Consider the following 20,297-nt stretch of genomic DNA (forward strand, 5'->3'; position numbering starts at 1 on the left):
TAGATTTAGAATGCACTCGACTTTAAATTATAAAAGTCCAGAAAAATACGAAAACGAGAGAAAGCCACTAAACTTAGTGTCTAATTTAATGGGGGAACCTCAATGTTGGCCCTTCTCTTATCAAATTTAAGTTTTAGTTTCATGTTAGTCATTGGTCTTTAATATTATATAAAGAGGAATATACTATTATTTTTTTCGAATACACCTTATCTTAGATTAAAAAGAGGAGGCATCTATGGAAGGCTTAGTGATATCATTAAGTGAATATATATCGTATTTTGCACAGTTATTTGCAATCTTTACAATTGCAAATGGGATCACAAGCGTTTTTGGAATGTATGTGAAGGCTATCTTTAGTAATGAAGACTTTATTGATGTTATGAAAAGAAGTAGGGCCAAGTTAGGCTATTCTTTTTCTGTTGGGTTAGGAATCTTAATTGGTTCAAGTATCTTAAGAAGTGTAGTTGCTCCTACCTGGACTGACATAGGTCAACTAGCTGCCATTATAGCCATTAGAACAGCATTGAATTACTTTTTAACAAAAGATATGGGGGTAGCATTAGATTGATGATATTTAATTTTTCCTAAGTTGAAAAAATATAAGAAGATAAGTAAATCTAATTCATCCCTTTAGGAAAGACTAAATATAATAATAAAAAAGGGGTGGATTAATTTATGGTTGACTTTAAAGGCGAAGCCTTTAAGATAAAAGAAGAGATTATAAGGCTTAGAAGGGAAATACACTCCAATCCAGAGCTTGGTTTTGAAGAGTGGGAGACTGCAAAATTAGTTGCTAATTACTTAAGAAGTCTTGGCTTAGAAGTACAAGAAGGAGTGGCAAAGACTGGAGTAGTAGCTTTCTTAGAGGGGAAGAGTAAAGAGAAGGTAGTAGGCATAAGAGCTGACATGGATGCTCTACCTATAAAAGAAGAGAATGACTTTGACTATAAATCAAAGAATGAAGGTGTAATGCATGCTTGTGGTCATGATGGGCATATAGCTATGGTTTTAGGGGTAGCCAAGGTCTTAAGTCAATTTAAAAGAGAGTTAGAGGGCAGCGTCAAATTTATTTTTCAGCCTAATGAGGAACAATTTCCAAGTGGTGCTGAGGCAATGATTGAAGAAGGTGTATTAGAAGGAGTAGATGGGATTTTTGGTATCCATGTCAACCCCCAGTTAAAAGTAGGAAGTGTAGGGATTAAAGAAGGGCCAATTATGGCAGCCACCGATAAATTTAAGATAGAAGTGAGAGGTGAAGGGGGCCATGGTGCAGCTCCCCATAGAACGGTAGATGCAGTTATTATAGCAGCAGATATTATCCAAAATCTTCAATCTATTGTTAGTAGAAGGGTTAGACCTGTGGAACCTATAGTTTTAACTATCGGTAGAGTTTGTGGTGGGAAGAGTTATAATGTAATAGCCGATAAGATAGAGGTTGAAGGTACAGTTAGAACTGTCAATCCTAAGTTAAGAGAGGAGGTTCCCCTTCTTATGGAGCAGACTATTAATGGGGTGACAGATATTTTTGGAGGAGGGTATCAGTTTGATTATCAATTTGGTCATTCTGTCCTTAATAATGATAAGGAGTTGACTAAATTGATGGAGAAGGTCAGTAGAGATATAATTGGTGAGGCAGGAACAATTATTTTGCAAAACCCACTGCTGGCAGGAGAGGACTTTGCTAGCTATGCTAAGAGAATACCAGGCTTCTTTCTCCATTTAGGTGTCAGTAGTCCAAATCAGAAGGTTTACCCTTGGCACCATAGCAAGTTTAATTTAGATGAGGAAGCACTTCCTTTGGGAACAGCACTTTTGGCAAAGGCGGCTTATGAGTTTTTGTTGGAGGGTTAAGATTTAGAAAGAAATTCTAAAAAGATTAAAGGCGTTGACGCAGACTGAGATCTGATAAGAGCCGATAAGTTTAGGACAAAGGATTAAGTAATTAAAGTTAAAGAGGTTTAGTTGGATCCTAGTCATTTTTTATCTAGGGTCTTGTCGCCCCAAGAGTACTTCCACAGTCAGAAAAATCATCTTCCTTCAGGGCGCTGCGCCAAGTCTTTGCTTTTAAATTTTTTAATGCAAAATGAATATTGTAATGAAGAGTTATTACTGTTATAATTATGGATAGACTTTAATTTTAAGAAAGAAGGGGTTGTTTGTATGGAAAGCTTTAAAACAAGTGGAATCTGTGCTAAGGAGATAAAATTTGATATTAATGATGAAGGGATTATAGAAAAGGTTGAATTTATTGGAGGATGCAATGGCAACCTTGCAGGAATAGCAGCCTTAGTAGAAGGGAATAAGGTTGAGGATGTAGCTAATAAGCTAGAAGGAATAGCTTGTCGTAATGGTACTTCTTGTCCAGATCAATTGAGCAAGGCTTTAAAAGAATTGATATAAAAAATTGGAACATTGTATAATTAAATGCACGGATAGTGCAAAAAATAAATGACACATATGAATACCTCATATATAATGTTAAATAACCACAAATAACATAAAGTGAGGTATTGATATGTGCCAAGATAATTATAACACAAATGAGAACAAAGGTGAACACTTAAAATGGGAAGATAGAAAAGTAATAGAACACTTGTATAATCAACAAAACAAGTCTCCCAAAGAGATTGCACAAGAGTTAGGTAGACATAGAACTACAATAAGCAGAGAGGTTAAAAAAGGCAAAATAGAGCTATTAAATTGGGACTATACAATTAGAATAGAATATGATGCATTAAAGGCTCAAAAGGTATATGATCAAAATGCTACAGCTAAAGGAGCTAAAATAAAAATAGGTAAAGATCACAGGTTAGCTGAGTTTATAGAGGAAAAAATCAAAGATAAGTATTCTCCAGAAGTAATTGCAGATATGATAAAAAATAGTGAAGATTTTGAAATAGAATTACATTGGAAGACTATCTATAATTATATAGATAAAGGCATCCTATTTGTAAGTAGAGAAGAGTTGACCTATGGTAATTATAAAAAGTCTAAAAAGACAAAGAAGAAAGAAAAAGAATCAACTAAAAGACGTAAAGAAGGTAGAAGAATATCAGATAGGCCTAAAGCAGCTGATGAGAGGTTAGAAGTAGGTCATTGGGAAATGGATCTAGTAGAGGGTAGAAAGGGAAAAGGAGAGCCTTTCTTATTAGTTCTAACGGAGAGGTATAGTAGAAAAGAAATAATAGAGATTATACCTAATAAGACGCAGGAAGCTGTAATAAGAGGTCTGGATCGAATAGAAAGAAGAATAGGAGTAAAGAAGTTTAGAGAATTGTTCAAGACTATTACAACTGATAATGGGAAAGAATTTTATAACTATACAGGAATAGAGACTTCTTTTACAAGAAGTAAAATTCCAAGGACAAAGCAATATTATGCTGATGCTTACTCTTCTTGGCAAAGAGGGAGTAATGAGAACTTAAATAAAATGATTAGAAGGTTTTTGCCAAAAGGAAGTAGCTTTAAGAATCTTAGTAGAAATCAAATTAAAAGAATTGAAAAATGGATTAATAATTATCCTAGGAAGATGTTTGGTTTTAAAAGTTCTAATAATATATTTGAAATAGGTTTAAATGTAGCATAAATAAACACATCATATGAGGTGTTTTTTTCCATAAAGGCTGTGCATTTTATATTGCAATTTTCATGATATAAAAAATTCAAGTAAAACTCTTGACAAACAGGGGATTAAACATTATAATATTTATTAATAACTTAATAAAGTACTCTTATCGAGAGAGGTGGAGGGACTGGCCCTATGAAACCCAGCAACCAGTATTGTGATTACAATACCCGGTGCTAATTCCTGATAGATAAGAGAGGAAGCAGCTTACTTCTTCTCTTATGAGAAGGAGTTTTTTGTTTTTAGTATACAGTATTTAGTGTCGGTGTCAGTGTCAGTTAAGGGAGTATGCTTTTAATTTCCTTCTAATATTGATATTCTTTAATTATTTATAGAAAATACTCTTTTTCCAAGAAAAAGGGTTTAGATTTTGACTTTACTGACACTGACACTCACATTGACACATAATTTCACAGAAAGGAAGTAAAGATAAGATGATTGAGATTATAAATTTAAAGAAGGTCTACTCAGGTTCATCGGGCGATATTCTCGCCTTTGAGGATATAAATTTGAATATAGAGAAGGGCCAAATTTTTGGCATCATTGGCCCAAGTGGTGCCGGTAAGAGTAGTTTAATTAGGTGTTTAAACTTATTAGAGGATCCTACTGAGGGTCAGGTTATAGTCGATGGTATAGATTTAACTACCTTGCCCGTTCAAAAGTTAAGGGAAGAAAGAAAGTCAATGGGGATGATCTTTCAAAGGTTTAACCTTCTTAAGTCTCGTACCGTTGCTTCTAATGTAGCCTTCCCTATGGAGATTAAAGCTAAGAAGAAAAGCGAGATTAAAGAAAGAGTAAAAGAACTTCTAAAGTTAGTTGGGCTTGAGGATAAGGCTGATAATTATCCAAGCCAGTTAAGCGGGGGCCAACAACAGAGGGTCGGTATAGCTAGAGCTTTGGCCAATAACCCTAAGGTTCTTTTATGTGATGAGTCAACTTCGGCTTTAGATCCAGAGACTACTCATTCGATATTAGATCTATTAAAGAAGATTAACGAAGAACTAGGAATTACAATACTCTTAATTACCCATGAGATGGAGGTTATCAAGGAGATATGTACCAAGGTGGCAGTCCTTGATAAGGGTAGGATTGTAGAGCAGGGTGATGTTGTACAGATCTTTAGTAACCCACAAAATCCTACAACAAGGAAGTTTATTGAAAGGGTAGTAAATGCCAATATACCTGATGAGCTGTTGGCCCGGGGAATTGATTTAGATATTAATGATGGTAGCCTTGTTAGAGTTTCCTTTGTTGGAGTTGCAGCTTCTAAACCGATCATATCAAGTTTAATTCATCAATATAGTTTAGATGCTAATATTCTTTATGGTAATATTGATAAGATTCAAGGGATATCCTTTGGAACTCTAATTATAGAGTTGACTGGTGATAAAGAGCAGGTTAGTAAAGGAATTAAATACTTAAGCTCCAAAGAAGGGGTTAGAGTGGAGGTGCTTAATGATGGAAGAAATAATTGATTTTTTACTTAGAGGCAATGATCTTTTATGGTCTGGGACATTAGAGACTTTATATATGGTCTTTGTTTCTATGATACTTGGTTCTTTAGTAGGTATCCCACTAGGTGTAGGAGTAGTAGTTACAGAAGATGGTAATATTTTAGAGAGCAAAGGTATAAACTTTATCTTAAGTACCATAATCAATATAACTAGATCCATCCCCTTTATAGTTCTTCTTGTAGCTTTAATTCCTTTTACTAGGTTTATTGTAGGAACTTCAATTGGAACTACTGCTTCTATTGTACCTTTAACAGTTGGAGCAATTCCTTTTATAGGACGAATAGTAGAGAGTGCAATTAAGGAAGTAGATGGTGGAGTTATTGAAGCAGCCCAGTCAATGGGAGCTACACCCTGGGAGATAGTTACTAAGGTTTTATTACCTGAGTCCTTACCGACTTTGGTCTTAGGGTTAACTATTACTCTCATAAGTCTTATTGGTTATTCAGCAATAGTAGGAGCAATTGGTGGTGGTGGTCTAGGAGACATAGCCATCCGATATGGGTATCATCGTTATCAGACCGATATTATGATCAAGACAATAATACTTCTTGTAGTAATGGTGCAGTTAATACAGCATTTTGGAAACTTGTTAGCAAGGAAGCTTGATAGGAGTTAACAGTTCAGAGGATAGTTGATAATTGATAGTTAAGAGAAAAAAGTTAAGAGTAATTGACAGTAGTAAGAGTATATGTCTTAAAGCTAGGGTGATTTGATTGAGGGGCTTGTTTTTTAATTGTCAATTATCAATTATCAATTGACAACTAAAATTAGAGGAGGAGAGAAGATGTTAAATAAAAAGATTAATTTATTAATTGTATTGTTGGTGGTAGGATTATTGGTAGTAGGTTGTGGAAATGGAGAAGAGCAAGTCGGTGGGCAAGCAGATAGGATAGTTATTGGAGCGACACCAGTTCCTCATTCTGAGATTCTAAAAGATGTTGTTCAGCCTTTATTAGAAGAAGAGGGGATTACTTTAGAGATTAAAGAGTTTACTGATTATGTAACCCCTAATTTGGCCCTTGATGATGGGAGTATTGATGCTAACTTCTTCCAACACTTACCTTACTTAGAGAACTTCAGTAATGAAAGAGGATTAGATTTAAGCTCAATTGCTAATGTTCATGTAGAGCCTATGGGACTATATTCAGAGGAGTATGATTTTTTAGAAGAACTAGAGGATGGAGCGTTAATTGCTATTCCTAATGATGCTACTAACGAAGGAAGAGCTCTTTTGTTATTAGAGGCTTATGGACTTATTAAGTTAAGTGATAATGCAGGGTTAAATGCTACTCCAATCGATATTATTGATAATCCTAGGAACTTAGAATTTAGGGAGTTAGAAGCAGCTCAATTGCCTAGGTCATTAAGAGATGTTGATGCAGCAGTTATCAATACCAACTTTGCTTTAGAAGCAGATTTAGTGCCAACAGAGGATGCTCTAATTATCGAAGGAAGTGAATCACCTTATGCCAACATCTTGGTAGTAAGAGAGGGAGAAGAAGATGACAAGTTGATAGCTAAGTTAGTTTCAGCACTAACAGCGCCAGAGGTTAGAGAGTATATCTTAGAAAGATATGAAGGAGCAGTAGTTCCAGCATTTTAGAGTTGAAAAATACCGTATACCAAATTTGGTATACGGTATTTTTTTATTGATATATAACTAAATATGGATTAGAATTCATTAAAAATTCTTATTTTCTTGATAAGTATTAAATTGTTTGGTATAGTAAATATTGATATACAAATGATTAAGTTACCATTTTTAATAGAGAATAATTATATTAAAAATATAAAATTTTAGATATTTGCTATTAAGAAAGTGATTTAATGATTGTTCAACTTGTAATTAGAAAGGGATGATAAGATGAAAATTGATAAGAAGGAATTACTAAAGGAATCATGGTATAGGTGTTATGAAAGGGGATTACCAAAAGATATCGATAAAATTCAAAGTTATATTAATGAAAAAGAATTAGAAAATAAGCTAGAAGAGAATTGGCAGTTAATTAGAGTTTTTAAGGAAGAAGTTAAAAAGTTAGAGAGGAAGTATAGTTTGAAAGATAATATATTTCTATTAACTGATTCAAAGGGGGGATTGATAGCTGGTTATGATAGTACTAATAAAGAAAGAATAATAAGATTAAAAGGGGCTGTCTTTATAGAAGAAAGTTGTGGAACAAATGCAATTTCATTAGCAATGAAGTTACAGAAGGAAGTATTCTTAGCTGGAGAAGAGCATTATTGTAATTTTTTCAAAGAATGGACATGTATAGCTATTCCAATTGAGATTAATAAAAAGGTAGCTGCTTATTTAGATATGTCTCTCTTAGGAAGAAATTTATCAGAAAAAGACAAGCTATTATTTAATCTAGTACATAAAAATATTTTATTGGGGATATCTAAACAAAGTAAAATTAAGGAAATAGAAAAAATCCAAAAAGGTAAGGAGTATTTAACTCAAGCAGAGAAAGAGGTAGCTGTTTTATCAGCTAAGGGGTATAAAATAAAAGAGATAAGCAATAAATTAAATTTTTCTGAACCAGCAGTAAAGTATTATAGAAAGAAATTGTGTAAAAAATTAAAAGCAAAAAATATAATACACGCTATTGCTATAGGGATAAAAAATGGTTATATAGAAACAGATTTAGATTAGAGAAATCAGATATCATAAGTATAAAAAATAAAAAGATTATGTCGAAAAAAAGTATAAGAATTATCAAAAGTATGAGGTTTAAATTAGACGACGGAATCATTGTACTAAAGATAGTTGATAATTGCTTTTTAGTTTGCTAAAATTGTGATTAAGGTTATTTTTAGAATAATTGTAATTTTTAATTTATTGGTTTGCTAAAGGTTCTTATTTATTAAAAATGATAAATTTTAAGAGTGGAGGTGATAAAAAAGAAGAACTTAAGAAAGTTATTAGAGAGGGAATAATTTTATTAAAAAGGAGTGATTAGATGAGTTTTATTAATATTATACCTTGGTTATTTTTCATATCTGAAGTGAGTATAATAGTATTTAAAAGAGAAAAAGATAAAAATATAAGAGAGAGTTTTGGTACTAGAATTGCTTGGATAATAGCAATTATTTGTATAGCAATAGGGACATATGTTGGTATTCAATTAAATATAGGCAGCAAACTAATAAATAACATAGGATTAGTAATGATTGTTATTGGCTTTATTATTAGGTGGTTGTCTATTATTACTCTAGGAGATTATTTCACAGTTAACTTAAGAATTGATGAAGAACATAAAATAATTAAAACTGGCTTTTATAAGTACACTAGACATCCTTCTTATTTAGGGGCTTTCATCGCAGTTTTAGGAATAGCATTATTTTATTTTAATTGGGTGAGTTTTATGTTAATTACAATTCCGTATTTATCTGTTTTATTACCCAGAATAAAAGATGAGGAAAAGATGTTAGTTGAATATTTTGGCGACGAATATATTGAGTACCAAAGAGCTACCAAAATTCTAATTCCTTTTATTCTTTAACTATAAATTCAATTTAAATTTAAAACAGATAATTTATAAGATAAATAAACTAAATAATTAAGGGGGATTAAAATGCATAGAAGAGTGAAAATATTAGGTAGTGGGGCATTTTTACCAAGTAGAAAAGTTAGGTCAGAAGAATTAGCGAAAGAATTAGGCTTAGAAAAAGATAGAATTGAAAAAATGTCAGGGGTGATTGAAAGACATTATGTTGAAGAGGAAACTACTTCTCAAATGGGAGCTTTTGCTGCACAAGAAGCATTAAAAAATGCAAATTTAAAATTTAGCGATATAGATTGTATAATAAGCACTGGAGGAACCATTGAACAGATAGTTCCAGCTACAGCACCACTTATTAAAGAGGCGATGGGAGAAGTAGAATCTAAAATACCTTGTTTTGATATTAATTCTACTTGCTTGAGTTTTATAACAGGGTTAGATGTAATTTCTTATTTAATAGAGGCAGGGAGATATGAAAAGGTGCTAGTAGTATCGTCAGAGATAGCTTCTAAATTTTTGAATTCAAAGCAATTAGAAAGTTATGCATTATTTGGTGATGGTGCAGGTGCAGCAGTGATTGGGAAAAGTGAAAGTGGAGATGATTCTAAAATTATAGCTTCAAAAATGGAGACATATATCAAGGGAGTTCATCTTACAGAAATAAGAGGAGGGGCAACTGGACTTCATGCAAGAAATTATTCAAATGAAACTAAAGAAGAATTCTTATTTGATATGGATGGGCCAAAAGTTTTTAAATTAGCACGTAAATATGCAAATGACTTTATTGAGCAATTGTTAACAGAAGCTGGTTTAAAAAAGGAAGATATTGATTTATTAGTCGGTCATCAAGCTAGTGGTTCAGCAATGAAATTGGTTTATAATAAATTATTAGGTTTCCCATCACATAAAGTAATGAATATTTTATCTAATCATGGAAATGTAGTAGCTGCTTCGATACCTTTGGCATTAAATGAAGCGATAAAGCAGAAAAAGTTAAGGCGTGGTGACAAAGTATTATTTTTTGGAGCAGGGGCTGGTTTATCTTTTGGAGGAATAATTCTTGAATATTAGATTTATATAAGTCAAAATTAAAGTTAAAGTGTGTTTCAAAGTAGTAGAATGTAGTAGAGTATTTTTAACATCGCATAAAAGTGAAGTATTTGTTAAATGAAACACACTTTAATAAATAATCAAGGGGGATTAATTGATGATAGAAGAGGTTAAGATTTTGAATGCCGGCTACTGTACAGGGATGGAAAAGATGGTACTTAGAGGAGGGAGTAAGAAAATTTTAAATTTTCCAGCTAAATTCGCTTTAATAAAAACGGTTGAAAATGGTCTAGTTTTATATGATACAGGCTATACAGATAGATTTTTTAGTGGAACTAATCGATTTCCGCTTAGTCTATATAGAAAAATTACACCTGTATCTATATCTAAAGAAGAATCAGCTATAAATAAATTGAAGAAGATTGGAATTAAACCTAAAGATATTGAATATATAATTATATCTCATTTTCATCCAGATCACATAGGAGGTTTGAAAGATTTTCCAAATGCCAAATTTATTTGTCGAAAATCTGCTTTTGAGGCAGTCAAAGGAAGAAAGGGATTTTCAGCGTTAAGATTAGGCTTTATTGCTAATCATATTCCCGAAGATTTTGAAAGCAGAGTAAAATTTCTAGAAGATAAAAATTCTATTGATATCTCTGATAGATTATATCCTTTCATAAAAGGAATTGACATTTTTGGGAATAACTCATTAATTGCCATTGATTTATCGGGACACTCTAGAGGTCATACTGGACTTTATTTAAAGACTCTAAAAAATAAAGAGTACTTTTTTGTTTCTGATGCTTGTTGGTTGAATAAATCTTATCAAGAGATTATCTTGCCATCTAAAATGTCAAACTTAATAATTGATAATCCAAAATCTAATTATAAAACTTTGAAAAAAATAAATGCTGTACATAAAAATTATAAAAGAATAAGCATTATACCATCTCATTCGCCTAAATTTGTTTAATTATTTAGCAATGATTTATGATTATTTATGATGGATTATCACTAAATAATAGTTAGAAAACTTATACTAAATATTAAGATTATATGATAAGGGGGTTGAAATATGAATATAGAAGAAAAAGTGAAAAGGTTAGAGTGTGTTTTATTTGAGATAATGCTTGAATCATATAAGAGGCTTTCTAGTGAAACTAGGACTTTTAATATTAGAGAGCATCTTTTAATTGAAATTATAGGTAGAAAGGGAATTGTTACAATGTCAGAATTAGCAGAAATTATTTCCTGTCCGCCTACTACTATGACAAGTATTGTTAATGGATTAGTTAAGAGAGGTTATTTTGAAAGAGAGAGAAGTAAAGAAGATAGGAGGGTTGTCCTTGTAAGTCTTAGTATTAAAGGGAAAGAATATTATAATAAGCATATGGAAGAAAGTGAAAAAATATTAAAGGATATGTTTAGTAATGTTAATGAAAAAAAATTGGATTATACTATAGAACTTTTTTTAAAAATAAGAGAAAGACTAAATGATAGATTTAGTATCGATTAATTTTTTATACTTAAATACTACGAAAATGGATTTATTCCAAATGAGAATAAAATTTTAGAGTTGGCTAGTTGTTGGGAAATTAAAATTAGTAAAGTATTATAAAAAAGGGGGGAAATAATGAAAAGAACTAAAATAGTTAGTTTGTTTATAATGATATTGATAATGTTTCATATAGGATTACTAGCAGATCAAGTTACTGGTGAAGATGAAAGTATAACTGCCAGAGAAATAGTTGAGAAATCAAATATATTAAGCAGAGTTGAGGGAATACAAGCAGAGTTAAACATGAAAATTATTAATAGTTCAGGGCAAGAAAGAGTTAGAAGATTAAGGTCAATCTCTAAGGAGGATAATAAAGGAGTAGAAAAGTCATTAATTCATTTTTTAGAACCTGCTAATGTAAGAGGAACAGGTTTTTTATCTATTACAAATCCAGAAGAAGCAGATGAAAGATATTTATATCTGCCAGCTTTAGGAAGACCTCGACGTATATCTTCAGAAGAACGTGGAGGTAGTTTTATGGGGACTGATTTCAGTTATGAAGATATTACGTTTAATATAGATGATTATACATATAAGTTAGTTAGAGAAGAAATTTTAAATGAAAGGGAAGTTTATGTAGTTAAGGCTGAAGGAATTTCTAGAGAGATAAAAAGTAATGTTGGTTTTGCTAAAAGAACTATATTTATCAGAAAAGATAACTTTGTTCCAGTTAAATCAGAATACTTCAATGATATGGGAGAGAAGATTAAGATTATGAGAGCTTATGATATAGAAGAAGTTAATGATGGGATTTGGTTTTCAACCAGAATGGAAATGGAGGATGTAAATAAAGGTTCAAGAACAGAGCTTGTTTATGAAGATATTAAAGTCAATGTAAATATATCAGACGATTATTTTAGTATTCGTCAGTTAAGTAGATTTAGATAGACTTAATTACTATAGTAGTTATTGTTTGAAATTTATTAGAATAATATAATTGATGATTATTAAATGAAAGGCGGTTAAGAATATGAATAAGAGAATATTGTCATTTGCTTTAACAGGGTTAATAATTATTCTAGGTAATGGGATAATTGTGGCTAGTGAATTAGATATAACTGGAGAGTTAACTTCAAAGTTAGATATAAATATGGATTCTGATGCCCAAATTAGAACGATTGAGAATCGATTAAGGATTGAACTTGCTAATTATTCTTTTACTTCTGGTTTAATAAAGGCTAGCTTTGAGGTGTCTGACGATGATGATTTGTTTGAGTTGAGAGAAGCCTTTACTCAGTTATACTTAGATTCTGCCGATTTGACTATTGGAAGGCAACGAATTGCTTGGGGGAGGACAGATAGAATCAACCCGACTGATTATTTTAACCCAATTGATTATAGACGAATATTTGAAGAGGATAATAGAAGTGAGGTAGCAGCAGTTAGAGTAGAGTATTACTATGATGATTGGATAATTGATAGTGTTTGGGTACCTGCGAATGTAGAAGAAGAATTATTGAATTCAGAGTTTGGGGTTAGGTTATCAAGGTGGTCGCCAAGTATTGATGCTTCTATAAGTTATTATAAAGGTGTTGGCCCGAAGGTTTTAAATCATCCACTTGGAGATGTAGATGAATATGATTTACATGCCATTGGTGGTGATTTTTCTAAGGAGTTAGGGGAATATCTTTTCCGTGGGGAGATGGGTTATTTTATAGTTGATGAAGATTTTAAAGATAATTATATTGAATATGTTTTAGGAGTTGATTTTGATTTAACTGATGATTTATACTTAAATCTACAATTAGCAGGAGAGAAACAAAGAGGAGAATCTGGAAGAGATAGGATAGTTTTTGCGATAGAGTATGAGATTAATTCATTTAAGTATGTAGAAGTACAGAGTATATATAATATAAGAGATAATGATTATTATTTAAGTCCGCAACTTAATTATGATTTGATGGATGGAGTTGATATTTCTCTGGGAGCACGAATCTTTAGTGGAGATGAAGGAACAGAGTTTGGTTTTTATTCTGATCAAGATCATCTATTTGTTCAAGTAAATAAAGCTTTTTAAATTTAATATAAGCAAAAGGAGGTAAGATTTAATGAAAAAAGATTTTAAAGAGCAAATTAGTAATTTTGGGGTAAAAATGATTACTCAATATAAATATTTAATACTTATATTGTTTTTAACTTTGACAATTATCTCTTATATTGGAGTGCAAAAGTTAGAGATAGATTCATCAAATGAGTCATTCTTTCCTGAAGATGACCCAATTATAGTTCAAAATAATAGTTTTAAAGAGATCTTTGGAAACGAAGAGTTTATTTTTGTTTTAATAGAAGCAGATGATGTTTTTGGATATGATGTATTAAAGTATATTAGACAATTAAGTGATGATTTAGAAGAGAATTTACCTTTCGTTAAAGAAGTTACTTTGTTAACTAACTTGCAGTATATGGAATCAGAAGGTTATGATTTGAGAATTGATAATTTAATAGGAGATAAAATTCCAGAAGATAGAGAAAGTTTAGATAGAATTAGAAAGAGGGCATTATCTAATAATAGTTATGTTGATATGATAATAAGCGAAGATTCTAAAGAGACAGGAATAATAATAAATTTTGAGCGAATGCCAGAGTATGTCTACTTACCTGTAGAGAAGGATTTTAAGCATTTAGACCAAGTAAACTGGGAAACAGAGGATATAATTATGAGGTCTGATATCTTTAGTGAAGAGGCTAGTGGATTAAATAAGGTATCTGATCCAAGGAAGATAATTCCGCCAGCATTAGGGGTTATTTTAAATAGGCATCAAAATGAGAATATAAAAGTTACTGCATCAGGAATATCGATGTTAGATTATGAAGGGGATAGAGTAATTGCAGAGGAAGGTGCTAAATTTGGTTTAATTTCATTGATAATATGTATTATTTTGATGATTGTTATGTTTAAAGATTTAAGAGCTACTATAGGCCCTTTTCTTGTAATTTTTATAACATTGTTAGTTTTATATGGGACTATGGGTTGGATTGGAATTGCAGCATCGATTACAAGTATCATTATTCCAACTTTAATTCTTGTGATTTCTGTGAGTTATTCTATTCATGTTATTAATCATTTTCAATATAAGTTCAGAGAAACTGGCTCTAGATTAGAAGCAATTAAATATCTTTACCAAGAAGCTACTTGGCCAATCTTTATAACTACTATTACTACAGCATTAGGTTTTATATCCTTTATGATAGTACCGATAAGATCAATTAGAGATTTAGGAATGTTTTGTGCATTTGGAGTGTTAATAACTTACTTATTAGTAATGATCCTTATTCCAGCGATTTTAGCTTTAGGAAAAGATAAGGATGTTAAAGAGCAAAAGAGTAATAGGGAGAAGAATGATTCTCAGCTTATTTCAAGATGGGCAGATTTTGTAGTTGATAATTCTTTGATTACTACGATAGGGTCTTTTTTATTAGTAACTATATTTATATTCTTTTCCTTTAGGATGCCTGTAAGTAGTGATTTTGTGGAGATTATGGGTGATGATTTTAGTATAGTTAAAGATTCAAAATATATGACTGAAAGATTAGGAGCATTATATTCTTATGAAGTTTTAATAGACTTGCCTGAAGAGGGATTGGCTCAAGATCCGAGAATACTTAAGAGTATAGATGAAATAACTTATATGATTAATAATTTAGAATTAACATCTAATGTATTAGCATTAACTGATATAATTAAAGAGATTAATAAGACTATGCATGAAAATAATGAGGAATATTATAGGATTCCATATTCACAGAATTTAATTGCTCAGTATTTATTGTTATATGAAATATCAGGAGGAGAAGGATTGGAAGATTGGGTAGATTTTAATTATAAAAAGATGCGTATTTCAGTACAAGTAAATGGATTTGGTAAAATATTACAAGATGATTTTGATGAAATTATTAATTTAGTTAATTTATATTTACCTGAAGGAACAGAAGTAACAGTTGTTGGTGATGCACCTATTATGCTAAAGATGTTGGTTGATTTAATAGAAGGTCAAGTTAAATCTATTATTTTGGCTTTAGGAGTAATTACATTAGTGATGATATTAATTTTAAAGTCTGTTAAGTTGGGTTTGTTGTCAATGATACCTAATACTTTACCAGTAGTAGTTATAACAGGCTTAATGGGGATTTTAGATTATCCATTAGATGTTCTTACTATATTGATTGCACCAATGATTATTGGGATTGCAGTAGATGATACAGTGCATTATTTCCTTCATTTTAAAGAGGAGTTTGAAAGAAATAATTCTTATATTGAAGCTAATAAAGCCACTTTTAAAAAGATAGGTAGGGCATTAATTTTCACTTCAATTATTCTGATAGTTGGTTTTGCTATCTTTGGATTATCAAAAGTTAATAGCATGACTCATGTGGGAATCCTTTCAGCTGCGGGTGTTTTTTCTGCTTTAGTTGCTGATATGTTAATTACTCCAGCAATATTTGTATTGTTAAAACCTTTAAAAGATAAAGCTGATGTTGATGTTAATATGTAATGCATTATATATTATATTTATCATATAGATAGCTTTAGGATTTATTAAAAAAAGCGTAATATTGCTAAAATTATTCTTTCTGATAGTGAAATAATTACTATCAGCGTTATGGGAGAAGTGTTTATTATTGATTGTGAAAAAGTATGGTTCAAATTTGTAAAGAATAACTTAAAAGATTTATTTTTACAAATATGTGATATAACTAGATTCAAGAGAACAGTTATAAATTCACATAATGTAATATAGAGATTAAATTACAAATTATCAGTATATAACTACAGAATTGCTGGAAGGATTGATGAATAGCTATGAGGAGAGAGTTAAGAAGGGCTAAAATTACAGGGGGTGGGTCTTTTGTACCAGAAAAGGTATTAACAAATTTTGATTTAGAAAAGATGGTAGAGACAAATGATGAGTGGATAACGATAAGGACAGGGATTAAAGAACGTAGGATTATTGAAGAGGGTGCTAGCACATCTGATTTGGCTTATAATGCCGCTAAGATTGCTTTAGAGGATGCAGAACTAGAAGTAAATGATTTAGATTTAATACTTGTTGTTACAGCAACCCCTGACCACCTTGCTTTTCCTTCAACAGCTTGCATAGTTCAAGATAAGCTAGGAGCTAAAGGTGTCCGTGCTTTTGATCTATCAGCAGCTTGCACAGGTTTTATTTATGGAATTTCAGTTGCAACTTAGTATGTTTAAATTGGAGCTTGCGATAATGTTTTAGTTATAGGAGCTGAAACTTTATCTAAGATAATAAATTGGGAAGATCGTTCTAGCTGTATATTATTTGGTGATGGAGCAGGTGCTGCAGTCTTGAGCCCAACAGGAAATGGAGGGATTCTCTCTAATCTATTAGGTTGCTGATGGAACTAAAAACCAAGTTTTGAGGGTGGAAGGAGGAGGTTTTAAGAGGCCTCTTTCTCAAATTATAATTGATGAAGGTCTTCATTATATAGAGATGGAAGGTAATCTTGTCTTTAAGTTTGCTGTTAAAATATTAGGAAGAGCTGTTAATCAAGCTTTAAGTCTTGCTGGTTTAACTTGGGGAGCTACAGTTATAGAATGGTCTTGAGAGTGATTAGGATATGATTAAAATTAATAAAAGTTAGACAGTATAGGCTTTAGATATGATATAATAATTAGAAGAGCAATGCTTGATTTGTTGAAATATTCTGAGCTAGACGGCTTTAGATATGATATATAATGTTAGAAAAAGGGGGTGGGGTAATGTCAAAGATATCAAACTATGAATGCCCAAAGTGTGGAAATACTGGCTATGAGGCAGACCAGTTTGCAGCAACTGGGGGAGGCTTATCAAAATTTTTAGATATACAGACAAAGAAGTTTACCACTGTTTCATGTACAAAGTGTAAATATACCGAGATATTCAAAGCTGAAATGAGTATGCTCAGTAACATATTTGACTTCTTCACCTAGAAGATAAGGATTAATCCTTATCTTCTAGGTGAAATTTATAAGTGAAGATTATTTAGTATATACCTTTAAGCCATCTCTCCAAATCCAGTATTATGCTGTTTGAAGTCGCTCAGTTCAATATCTATAGAGTCAATCTCCTTATGCTTTGAGTATTTTTCTACTAAATCATATAATAAATCAATATTCTCTCCTTTGACATTTAACTGGGCACTTATCTTTATAGAGTCCCCTTTGATTAGTTTGCTAAATAAACATTTTATAGAGCTATCACTCTCTCGAGCAATATTTTCTAGAAAAAATCTGCCCTTTTTAATATCTATACTGCTAGATATTAGAGAAATATCACAGGTGGCATCCTGTAGAGAGAAACTACCTGTAGAAACCTTATTCTGTAAACGTCTTAGGATAATATGAGATATAAGAATAATAATTCCACCGATAAAGGATTCTTTGACAAAGCCAGCACCAGCTAACACACCAGTAGCAGCAGCGCACCAAAGGGTTGCCGCTGTATTTAATCCACTGACACTAAAGCCATTTTTTATAATAACTCCCCCTCCTAAAAATCCTATACCCGAGACTATTTGAGATCCTACTCTAGTAGGGCTAGAATCTTCAGGAAACATCATAGAGAATGATACATACAAGGCTGCACCTACAGCAACTAGAGCATTGGTTCTAATCCCTGCCATCCTTCCTCGCCATTCCCTCTCGGCACCAATTAAAACACCAACTATCAAAGCAACAAGTACTCTGGTAATGAAATCTGATAATGACATAATAATCCTCCTTTCAATACTTCAAGTTATAAAAAATTGAAAAATAAGTGTGATTAAAGCTAAACAATCCATAAAGAGAGCCGAGCAAATTAATTTGCTCGGCTACCTCTTCTACAGCATATGTCCAAGGAATTGGCTTACAAGGAAGAAGTAGATGAATAATCCTGTAATATCCTTGATTGTTGTTATGATAGGATCTGATCCAGCCGCTTGGTCAAGCCCTAATTTAAATAGTACATAAGGGATAAAGAATCCAAGTGCAGTAGCTATAGTGATTGTTAAGCCCAATGATAGACCAACTACTATCCCTAAAGCAGGAATCTGTTGCCATATAGCAGCGATAACTCCTGCAGCTATCCCTAAAAGAGCTCCAATACTTAAACCGACTTGAACTTCTTTGAACCAATGCTGGAAGAAGTTCTTAACATTGATCTGTCCTAGAACTAAAGCTCTAGAGAAGATAGTTGATGATTGAGTTCCTACATTTCCTCCCATATCCATTATCACCGGGATGAAGATTGCTAAAGCAGCAATAGCCTCTAGAGATTCTTCAAAGCCTTCAATTACTAGACCTGCGAGCATTCCTCCTATTAAAGTAATGACTAGGAAAGGAAGACGTACCTTCCAAATATCTAAAAGTGATCCAGTGATTAAAACATTACTTCGGTCTGACTCTTGTTTTCCCAGATGGCTCAACCCAGCTTTGTCTAAGATATCCTCGGTAGTTTCTTCTTCCATAATATCCATTGCATCATCAAATGTTACAATACCGACCAATCTCTTCTCTCTATCGACGACAGGTACAGCGATTAAATCCTGTTGTTGAAGTAGTTTGGCTACATCTTCTTGATCAGTATAAGTACTAACTGAAGCAGGGTGGTCATACATTATCTTTCCTATAGTATCTTCAGGGTTAGACATTACTAATACCCTTAAGGAAATAACACCTTCAAGTTTTCTTTCTTTATCAGTAACATAAAGTGAGTAGACAGTCTCCTTGTCCATACCTACTTTACGTATTCTATCTAGAGCTTCTTTAACAGTAATATCTTTTTTCAAACTAATATATTCAGGAGTCATAATTCGACCAGCAGTTTCTGGAGCATAACCTAAAAGGTGAGCTGTCATCTCTCTTTCTTCTTTACTTAATGCTTCCATAATTCTCTTTGCTACCTTTGCAGGAAGTTCATCTAATAGTCGAGCTTTATCATCTGGGGCCAAATCCTCCATAATTTCAACAACTTCATCCTCAGCAAAAGAAGTAGTTAAGTTTTCTTGTAGGTTAGTATCTAACTTCTCAAAAACTTCAATAGCTAAATCTTTATTTAATAATCTAAAAATAATAACCTTCTGTTTTGGAGATAACTCCTGTATTAAATTAACAATTTCAACAATATCTAATTCGTTAACCTTTTCTTTTAATAAATCTATATCCTTTTTAGATAAAAGATAGGTGATTTCTTCATAAAGCGGCATATTAATCCCTCCTTGATATTATTTATAGCTATACTAAATAGCTTTTTAACTTTATTATGCCTAATTTGACTGTAACAATACGAGCACGACCAGGGAACACTATCATCATCATCATTTGCCACTTATAAATCACCTCCTTATAATATAGTGTCGGTGTCAGTGTGAGTGTCAGTAAATCAAGAATTAAAACATTACTTTAAGTCTTAAATCTTTACTGACACCGACACTGACATTTCTTTATATAAAAATAAAGAAGGTTCCCCTTAAGGAACCTTCAGAATTTTCAGGTAATAAAACAAAAAATAATAAAATTTATAACCTTCATCTGCCAAATTCCTCGTCTTAGCTTTAGCACTATATGACGTAGATTGAATAGATCAATCAGCCACATTAAGCAGACCTTATCCCGGTCATGCCTGTTCTACCCATTGGCGTCTCTGGACGTTTTTGGGCAGTGGCCTATGTTCATATAGGAGCCTCACCTAACAAAGTTGGCGATATTTAATTTTTAACTTACACAAGTTATTATAAGTTGTGCGGAAGGTATTGTCAAATGAAAATTAAAAATATAATAGCCCTAAATTGCAATAATAAGAAAAAGTTAATAATACTTTTAACTATATTGGCTTTATTAATTCAAGAAATAAATATATCAGTCCAAAACTCAGTGTAAAATAATAACTATTATTAATAATATTCTAACTAAATGTTTACCTAAATTGCAATAATAAATTGAAAATACCAAAACAAGATAATTGTTTGTTTTAACCTTATATAGCAACTCCTTAAACCCTATTATCATCCTATAATCTGCATTAAAATAAGAGGATAGACAAGACAACTTCCTAATA

The 20,297-nt window shown here is 31.9% G+C and carries 22 protein-coding genes, 1 pseudogene and 2 riboswitches; of the genes and pseudogenes, 20 read left to right on the forward strand and 3 right to left on the reverse strand.

Going from position 1 to position 20,297, the window contains the following annotated elements; translation table 11 throughout:
* Positions 1–235: 235 nt before the first annotated feature.
* From HALSAC_RS0101690 to HALSAC_RS0101775, 20 genes and pseudogenes are all read left to right on the forward strand, one after another.
* Positions 236–568, forward strand: a complete 333-nt coding sequence (locus HALSAC_RS0101690) for a DUF1622 domain-containing protein (RefSeq protein ID WP_035571054.1) — start codon at positions 236–238, stop codon at positions 566–568.
* A 107-nt stretch (positions 569–675) separates the two neighbouring features.
* Positions 676–1,851, forward strand: a complete 1,176-nt coding sequence (locus HALSAC_RS0101695; RefSeq protein WP_027338810.1) for a M20 metallopeptidase family protein — start codon at positions 676–678, stop codon at positions 1,849–1,851.
* A 309-nt stretch (positions 1,852–2,160) separates the two neighbouring features.
* Positions 2,161–2,400 (forward strand): TIGR03905 family TSCPD domain-containing protein, encoded by a 240-nt coding sequence (locus tag HALSAC_RS0101700; protein WP_027338811.1) that lies wholly within the window; start codon positions 2,161–2,163, stop codon positions 2,398–2,400.
* Between the two features lie 115 nt (positions 2,401–2,515).
* Positions 2,516–3,586 carry an IS30 family transposase gene (locus HALSAC_RS0101705; protein ID WP_027338586.1) on the forward strand — a complete coding sequence of 357 codons (1,071 nt, stop codon included), beginning with the start codon at positions 2,516–2,518 and terminating at the stop codon, positions 3,584–3,586.
* 142 nt (positions 3,587–3,728) lie between these two features.
* Positions 3,729–3,822: riboswitch (SAM riboswitch) on the forward strand.
* 237 nt (positions 3,823–4,059) lie between these two features.
* Entirely contained in the window at positions 4,060–5,100 is a 1,041-nt protein-coding gene (locus HALSAC_RS0101710; protein ID WP_027338812.1) for a methionine ABC transporter ATP-binding protein, read from the forward strand.
* Positions 5,081–5,755: a methionine ABC transporter permease MetI gene (locus HALSAC_RS0101715; RefSeq protein WP_027338813.1), complete on the forward strand. Its 675-nt coding sequence runs from the start codon at positions 5,081–5,083 to the stop codon at positions 5,753–5,755. Before HALSAC_RS0101710 ends, HALSAC_RS0101715 begins: the two co-directional genes overlap by 20 nt.
* Before the next feature lie 168 nt (positions 5,756–5,923).
* Positions 5,924–6,742, forward strand: a complete 819-nt coding sequence (locus HALSAC_RS0101720) for a MetQ/NlpA family ABC transporter substrate-binding protein (protein WP_027338814.1) — start codon at positions 5,924–5,926, stop codon at positions 6,740–6,742.
* A 261-nt stretch (positions 6,743–7,003) separates the two neighbouring features.
* The gene (locus tag HALSAC_RS0101725; protein WP_027338815.1) at positions 7,004–7,792 is read left to right on the forward strand and encodes a LuxR C-terminal-related transcriptional regulator; all 789 of its coding nucleotides are present in this window, start codon (positions 7,004–7,006) and stop codon (positions 7,790–7,792) included.
* 307 nt (positions 7,793–8,099) lie between these two features.
* Complete coding sequence (locus tag HALSAC_RS0101735; RefSeq protein ID WP_051412035.1) at positions 8,100–8,642, forward strand: methyltransferase family protein; 543 nt, start codon at positions 8,100–8,102, stop codon at positions 8,640–8,642.
* A 72-nt stretch (positions 8,643–8,714) separates the two neighbouring features.
* A complete protein-coding gene (locus tag HALSAC_RS0101740) occupies positions 8,715–9,713 on the forward strand; it encodes a beta-ketoacyl-ACP synthase III (RefSeq protein ID WP_027338817.1) in 999 nt (332 codons plus the stop codon).
* A 136-nt stretch (positions 9,714–9,849) separates the two neighbouring features.
* Positions 9,850–10,668: an MBL fold metallo-hydrolase gene (locus HALSAC_RS0101745; RefSeq protein WP_027338818.1), complete on the forward strand. Its 819-nt coding sequence runs from the start codon at positions 9,850–9,852 to the stop codon at positions 10,666–10,668.
* A gap of 102 nt (positions 10,669–10,770) precedes the next feature.
* Positions 10,771–11,211 (forward strand): MarR family winged helix-turn-helix transcriptional regulator, encoded by a 441-nt coding sequence (locus HALSAC_RS14750; RefSeq protein WP_051412036.1) that lies wholly within the window; start codon positions 10,771–10,773, stop codon positions 11,209–11,211.
* Positions 11,212–11,328: 117 nt separating this feature from the next.
* Entirely contained in the window at positions 11,329–12,141 is an 813-nt protein-coding gene (locus tag HALSAC_RS0101755; protein WP_027338819.1) for an outer membrane lipoprotein-sorting protein, read from the forward strand.
* 82 nt (positions 12,142–12,223) lie between these two features.
* Complete coding sequence (locus tag HALSAC_RS0101760; protein WP_027338820.1) at positions 12,224–13,270, forward strand: hypothetical protein; 1,047 nt, start codon at positions 12,224–12,226, stop codon at positions 13,268–13,270.
* 31 nt (positions 13,271–13,301) lie between these two features.
* The gene (locus HALSAC_RS0101765) at positions 13,302–15,746 is read left to right on the forward strand and encodes an efflux RND transporter permease subunit (protein WP_027338821.1); all 2,445 of its coding nucleotides are present in this window, start codon (positions 13,302–13,304) and stop codon (positions 15,744–15,746) included.
* Positions 15,747–15,797: 51 nt separating this feature from the next.
* Positions 15,798–15,989, forward strand: a pseudogene (locus HALSAC_RS17775) (IS982 family transposase); the annotation flags it as partial.
* Between the two features lie 65 nt (positions 15,990–16,054).
* Positions 16,055–16,444 (forward strand): ketoacyl-ACP synthase III, encoded by a 390-nt coding sequence (locus HALSAC_RS17445; protein ID WP_051412037.1) that lies wholly within the window; start codon positions 16,055–16,057, stop codon positions 16,442–16,444.
* Between the two features lie 63 nt (positions 16,445–16,507).
* A complete protein-coding gene (locus HALSAC_RS17450; RefSeq protein WP_245579413.1) occupies positions 16,508–16,618 on the forward strand; it encodes a hypothetical protein in 111 nt (36 codons plus the stop codon).
* Between the two features lie 25 nt (positions 16,619–16,643).
* Positions 16,644–16,826, forward strand: coding sequence for a hypothetical protein (locus HALSAC_RS17455; RefSeq protein ID WP_051412038.1), 183 nt, complete (start codon positions 16,644–16,646; stop codon positions 16,824–16,826).
* A 155-nt stretch (positions 16,827–16,981) separates the two neighbouring features.
* A complete protein-coding gene (locus HALSAC_RS0101775) occupies positions 16,982–17,191 on the forward strand; it encodes a zinc ribbon domain-containing protein (RefSeq protein WP_027338822.1) in 210 nt (69 codons plus the stop codon).
* Positions 17,192–17,256: 65 nt separating this feature from the next.
* Here the strand turns inward: HALSAC_RS0101775 and HALSAC_RS14760 are convergent, their stop codons facing one another.
* The 3 genes from HALSAC_RS14760 to HALSAC_RS17325 all read right to left on the reverse strand — a co-directional run.
* Complete coding sequence (locus HALSAC_RS14760) at positions 17,257–17,970, reverse strand: MgtC/SapB family protein (protein WP_051412039.1); 714 nt, start codon at positions 17,968–17,970, stop codon at positions 17,257–17,259.
* A gap of 111 nt (positions 17,971–18,081) precedes the next feature.
* Positions 18,082–19,446, reverse strand: a complete 1,365-nt coding sequence (gene mgtE / locus HALSAC_RS0101785; protein ID WP_027338823.1) for a magnesium transporter — start codon at positions 19,444–19,446, stop codon at positions 18,082–18,084.
* Positions 19,447–19,772: 326 nt separating this feature from the next.
* A riboswitch (M-box (ykoK) riboswitch) is annotated at positions 19,773–19,943 on the reverse strand.
* 167 nt (positions 19,944–20,110) lie between these two features.
* Positions 20,111–20,297 (reverse strand): hypothetical protein (locus tag HALSAC_RS17325; RefSeq protein ID WP_035571057.1); only part of this gene is annotated, 187 nt, incomplete at its 5' end.

It is taken from the genome of Halonatronum saccharophilum DSM 13868, assembly GCF_000517025.1.
Classification (GTDB): domain Bacteria; phylum Bacillota; class Halanaerobiia; order Halobacteroidales; family Halobacteroidaceae; genus Halonatronum; species Halonatronum saccharophilum.